General features: G+C 48.9%; 8 protein-coding genes. All 8 read right to left on the reverse strand.

The window, feature by feature from the left end; genetic code table 11:
- Positions 1–36: 36 nt before the first annotated feature.
- A complete protein-coding gene (locus KDK15_RS17105; RefSeq protein ID WP_257296601.1) occupies positions 37–732 on the reverse strand; it encodes a hypothetical protein in 696 nt (231 codons plus the stop codon).
- Positions 729–1304 carry a Fic family protein gene (locus KDK15_RS17110; RefSeq protein WP_257296602.1) on the reverse strand — a complete coding sequence of 192 codons (576 nt, stop codon included), beginning with the start codon at positions 1302–1304 and terminating at the stop codon, positions 729–731. The genes KDK15_RS17105 and KDK15_RS17110 overlap by 4 nt, the downstream gene beginning before the upstream one ends.
- Before the next feature lie 155 nt (positions 1305–1459).
- Positions 1460–1684 carry a hypothetical protein gene (locus KDK15_RS17115; RefSeq protein ID WP_257296603.1) on the reverse strand — a complete coding sequence of 75 codons (225 nt, stop codon included), beginning with the start codon at positions 1682–1684 and terminating at the stop codon, positions 1460–1462.
- A 352-nt stretch (positions 1685–2036) separates the two neighbouring features.
- The gene (locus KDK15_RS17120) at positions 2037–2456 is read right to left on the reverse strand and encodes a hypothetical protein (RefSeq protein WP_257296604.1); all 420 of its coding nucleotides are present in this window, start codon (positions 2454–2456) and stop codon (positions 2037–2039) included.
- 94 nt (positions 2457–2550) lie between these two features.
- Positions 2551–2811 carry a type II toxin-antitoxin system RelE/ParE family toxin gene (locus KDK15_RS17125; protein ID WP_257296605.1) on the reverse strand — a complete coding sequence of 87 codons (261 nt, stop codon included), beginning with the start codon at positions 2809–2811 and terminating at the stop codon, positions 2551–2553.
- Positions 2808–2933, reverse strand: a complete 126-nt coding sequence (locus tag KDK15_RS17130; protein ID WP_257296606.1) for a hypothetical protein — start codon at positions 2931–2933, stop codon at positions 2808–2810. The genes KDK15_RS17125 and KDK15_RS17130 overlap by 4 nt, the downstream gene beginning before the upstream one ends.
- Positions 2899–4038, reverse strand: coding sequence for a tyrosine-type recombinase/integrase (locus tag KDK15_RS17135; RefSeq protein WP_257296607.1), 1140 nt, complete (start codon positions 4036–4038; stop codon positions 2899–2901). The genes KDK15_RS17130 and KDK15_RS17135 overlap by 35 nt, the downstream gene beginning before the upstream one ends.
- A gap of 192 nt (positions 4039–4230) precedes the next feature.
- A partial coding sequence (locus KDK15_RS17140; RefSeq protein WP_257296608.1) for a transposase occupies positions 4231–4918 on the reverse strand: 688 nt, incomplete at its 5' end.

The following is a 4918-nucleotide window of genomic DNA, read 5'->3' on the forward strand; positions in this document are numbered from 1 at the left end:
TCCCGTCTTATATCCCCGCCCGCATTGGGCGAGGGTTTACGACGTTTTTGCTAACTTCTGAACCATTGGGGAAAGAATACCAAGATGAATGAACAGGGCCATCTGACTTTCTAAAGGCCGGATAATAGTTACATGTTGACTGACATTGGCTTCACAAAGCTCATGGGGAAAAATTGTTGACCGGCCAAGTGATGCTCCTGTGATATTGAGAAGAATGTCTCCTGGCATCACCTTTGTATTTGCCATTTTTTGATGTGTTTCATTCGGAATGTAAGCAATATCATCAAGCTTAAACCCTTCATTCCATACGTTCTGAGAACGAAGGAAAACTATTCCTTCTTCAACATAAGCATTTTTTCCACCTCTTGGTGTACTCCCTGACCCTATCTTTGACGTTAAGTTACCAAGGCGAACAACCTCCCAACCTGCTGGAAGATCTTCAGGCCTTTCTTCTTCTGCCACTGAAGGCAGTGCTTTTGTGCGTGGAATACTTTTCTCTTTTACCAACCTATTTCTTTCAGCCTCAATCCGCTCCAGCAGCTTAGAAGCCGGTTCATCCTCCGGATTCTGCGCCACCAACTTCCCCCGCACCGCCAGCTCCAGAATCAGCTCCCGCAGTTTCTTAATACCATAAAGGTCAATCTTCTTGCCGGAACCCCGGCCAGAAGCGGATTTGTTCTGCACCGCCAGCGCCAGGGTAGAGAGGTGGTTTACGATCAGTTGCTCAGTCATTGTTCAGCTTCCGGAGCCAGCATATTCATAATCAGGCGGATCAGTGTTTCTTTGTGTTTGGGGTCGGACTCCGCCACCAGCAGGGTCAGGGCAGAAAGGCCAATGTCGTTAATCACCGGCTCGCCGTTTTGATTGAACAAGCGACCATTGCGGTGCAGAAAGCCCACAAACAGAAAAGCCCCGCTGCGCTTGTTGCCATCGGTAAACGGGTGGTTCTTTACCACAAAATACAACAGGTGTGCCGCCTTGCTTTCAATGGTCGGGTAGGCGGGTTCACCAAAGGCGCTCTGGTCCAGGTTACCCAGAAGGACACCCAGGCCATCGCCACGGGGGCGGGCAAACAGGTCAGTGGCTTCGCCTTTGGCCATCAGTTGCTGCTTCAGGGTTGTCAGATCCTCGCTGGCCTGCTGCGCCGTTGGCAGGGTGCCGCCATGCTGGCCGTGGGGCTCGTGCAGCTTGCCTTCATCGTAGCGTTGCAGCCAGAGAAAGGTCTGGATATAGCGGCTGATAATCTCCACCAGCCCACGGCCAGTGTCTGCCTGAAATTGTGGTGAGGCCGCCGCTTTGCGCACCGGTTTCAGGGCCGCTTCCAGCTCTTGGGCATTCTGCTCGAACCGCTGCTGATTGATGGTGTAACCACGGGTCAGATGCTCTTTCAGTTTGTAGATACGTCTACTTGACTAAAAGTAGACGTATCTCATTTGCTTAAGCAGGCGTGTACGGCTTCTCAAGCAACCGTATTAAAGGGCATTTTTTTTTCACAAATTGGGCAGTGCTTCCTATGTTCACGAAGCCAACCTTTAAAGGTTCTCTCGATATTTGTTGGGGCTAAACGGATATTGAGATTTTTTTCGTCACAAAATGCCTTAGCAGGTTTAACGGCTTTTCGTGCAACCTGAGCCAAGTTAGTTGTATTGCTTTTGTGGTAGAATTCGATCACAAACTCCTTCAATGGTGCATACTTTCCTGCCTTGGCCTTTCCTCCTTTTCTGGCTATATCTTTTCTTTCTCTGGTTTTCTTTTGCTTTTTTTTCTTGCTGGCTCTGGGTAAAAACAGAATTCAGGTTATGGGCCTTTAATAGATACTGCGCAGCCATCAAGGCATTTGACATTGCTAATTCAGTGCCTTCGAGTTGCTGCTTATGACTCGCTTGATAAAATGGAATACCTTGATCAGCAGACCACCAGTGATCCAGGCATGGAGTTTTCAAATAAGTGATTACAGTAGCTATTGAATTCAGAGCCAGGCACGCCATTAACTGCTGAGCAGTGTAACCAATAAGGGACTCTGACCTTGTCCAGCCTCAGTACGGATCTTTATCATTGGTAGCTATAAATTCACAAAGCTCATACTGGCTGATCATGTCACTTAAAAAAACGTCATTCACTATCTCGGAATCGGGCCAGCGTATGAACTTGTCAACGACCACAAACTCAATAGTTTCGCCATCGCAATTGTTCTCATCCAGAATTTCACATGGAGTACAGGCGTCAGCAGTACCTATGACCAGGCATCTTACTTCTTCTGCTTCTTTTATTACCAAGCGAATATATCTGTCCGCTTCATCAAATAGCAGCCATGTCACATCATTAATTTTTTTATCCGACCAGCCGGGGATGAGCTTGCGAGCTTCATGAAGGATAAGATCTATTTGTTCGCTGTTACTCGTGTAAACCATACCCGTAGCAGGTTGAAAATCATCAAATCCAATCCACTCGTACATATTGGTCCCAAGAAATCCCTGTTTACCAGAACCAGTCCAAACAGCCGGGAAACCTGTCCTTTCGGGTACAACCCTATACTGGCCCAAGAAAAAATCAGCGGTAAACCGCCTTACGGTGACCGACTTTGATCAATTCGATAATTAACTGTCCGTTGTCTATCTGGTACACCAGACGATAGTTGCCTGCCCTGACCCGCCAGGTATGTTCCGTGCCGGACAGCTTGCGACAGCCGTCGGGAAACGGCTCATCCACCAGCGACTCCGCCAGTGCCACCAGCGTGCCCACCGTGGCTCTGGGCAGCTTCTCCAGCTCCTTCAGGGCGGAACGCTTCCAGCGCAACGTATAACAACTCATAGCTTGCCGCTGGCCTTCAGGTGCTTAAGCACATCGTCATGGGAAATGGATTCTTCGTCTCTGCGTTCGGCAACGGCGGCCAGGTCTTCAAGGTCGTCCAGTAGTTCCTGGTAGTCGTTCACCGGTAAGACGACAGATACCCGGTTGCCCTGATCGTCGGTTATGTACTGGGGGCTGCTGTCTGGTTTCATGGCAGTGTTCCCTTTGGTTGATTATGAAAAACGGCCACGGGTATGAACCGGAGATTTCTCTTACGGCTCGCAGGATCGCCATTGCCCTGCCGGTTAGCGGTACCACATGTATCTTTTCCGTTCCCTGCCGTCCCTTTCGGTCTATCAGAGTAACGCAGTTTCGCTGAAAGTCGTAGTCCTCCCAGGTTGCCCGGAGTAACTGTTTGGGCCTCTGCCCAGCAGTGGCCAACATAAAGCGTATCGCACAGGCTAGGACAAAGCCGACTCGATGGGTGTTGGCAATGTTGTTCCAAAGAAGACGAACCTCTTCATGGCTCAATACACGGTTACCGGGTTTGGAGGCTTTGGTGTTTTTCTTGGTAGCAGTCACCGGGTTATGCTGGATATAGAAACGCTTTTCGGCAATCCGTGTCGGGTCGTAGTCGCCCTTGATGCCAAAGTTGAAGCAGGCGTGAAGCAATGCCCGAACCCGAACGGATTCCACTTCAGATCCCCGCTGGTGGATGGCTGCCAGAATGGTGACAATATCGTCCGGCGTCACATCCTTAGCCTTTTTGGCCGCAATCATGGGATAGGCATCAAGCACATTCAGTCTGAACGCCTGACGGGACTGGTGGGCGCTCTCTTTACCCTGGGCTTCCTGGTCCAGTACGTAGGACTCCATCAGATCAGCGAATGAGCCTTTGCGGGCTTCCATTTCCTGCCGCTGCTGCTCTTCAAGCTTCTGCTGTTCCTTCTTGCGCTCCTCGGCTTCCAGATAGCCTTTCAGGTCACCGCCATATTGGCGCCGCAAGCGGGAAAGGTCCTGAGACTTTTCACGGCAATAATCCAGAATCTGCGAAAGGGCGCCGTCATTGGACTGGTAATGCCCCAGCTTGATTTTGACCTCTTTGCCCAGATGCTTGTAACGATAGTAAGCTTCTATCGTTTCGCTCTCCCGCCTGATAAACAGTAATGATCCATCACCACGCCCACCAACCCGCTCACTGAGTTTTGAATTGATGTCTTTCAAATTCTGTACTGACAGTTTCGCCATGAACTAACACCGGTTTTTTTATTGTTATGACTGTTACGGGATCTGAGCCCACTTTTGTGCCCACTTTCGATTGGAATTGTAAGGTGATTAATGGGATTTAAAGAAACAGTCTGCCACTATCAACCCCTTGTTATTCAAGGGCTGTGAGCAGTATAGTGGAATCTGACGGGATGGCATGAAACGATCGTACTTTCAACTTGTAATCAGTGGGTCCCGAGTTCGACTCTTGGTGCCGGCACCAGATACAGCAAAGCTCGAAGCGTTAGTAAGCACTTCGGGCTTTTTGCTATCTGAAGGTTTAGGCAAAGACTTGTTCTCATAATACGTGATCCAGAGAACTTTCCATTCCTCGTCACTCACAACTTTATTGGCTGGTGTCTTCTCATTCCATGTTTTGTCACCTTTTGCCTTTCTGTCATAAGGCAGAATCAGGGCTTTCCTGATTTGCAATAATCTTACCGCTACAAACATCAGTATTACTGCAAGACGTTGCATATTACCGGCACAAAGCATTCGCAAGCGCTCAACACCTGCACCGGTTTTCCACGCTTTATGAAACTCCTCAATACGCCAACGCAATTCATAAAATCTCAGCACTGTACGACAATCTTCAAATGTTTCCAGTGACTCTGAGGTCAATAAAATCCAGCACAACCTATCCTCAGTGTCATTATTGATTTCTTCAGCAATCAGAACATTGACGGTTATCGGAGCCAAACGTCCGCCCGGTCTTTGGGGTGATTGAATCGTAGCGGTTTTCTTCTTCACTTCCAGAATTATTTTGCGTGCTTTACGTGCATTTCGCCCACCACGCTGAGGCACCTTAGGAATTGACCCGTAATAATTTGCACATTTCTGAGTTTCAAAACTTCGTTCGTCC

The sequence above is a fragment of the Endozoicomonas sp. YOMI1 genome, from assembly GCF_024606345.1.
Lineage (GTDB): Bacteria > Pseudomonadota > Gammaproteobacteria > Pseudomonadales > Endozoicomonadaceae > Endozoicomonas.

Bases quoted from the DNA above. Each gene is read 5' to 3' on its own strand.
- KDK15_RS17105 (WP_257296601.1), bottom strand. From the start codon at position 732: ATGACTGAGCAACTGATCGTAAACCACCTCTCTACCCTGGCGCTGGCG.
- KDK15_RS17120 (WP_257296604.1), bottom strand. From the start codon at position 2,456: ATGTACGAGTGGATTGGATTTGATGATTTTCAACCTGCTACGGGTATG.
- KDK15_RS17125 (WP_257296605.1), bottom strand. From the start codon at position 2,811: ATGAGTTGTTATACGTTGCGCTGGAAGCGTTCCGCCCTGAAGGAGCTG.
- KDK15_RS17135 (WP_257296607.1), bottom strand. From the start codon at position 4,038: ATGGCGAAACTGTCAGTACAGAATTTGAAAGACATCAATTCAAAACTC.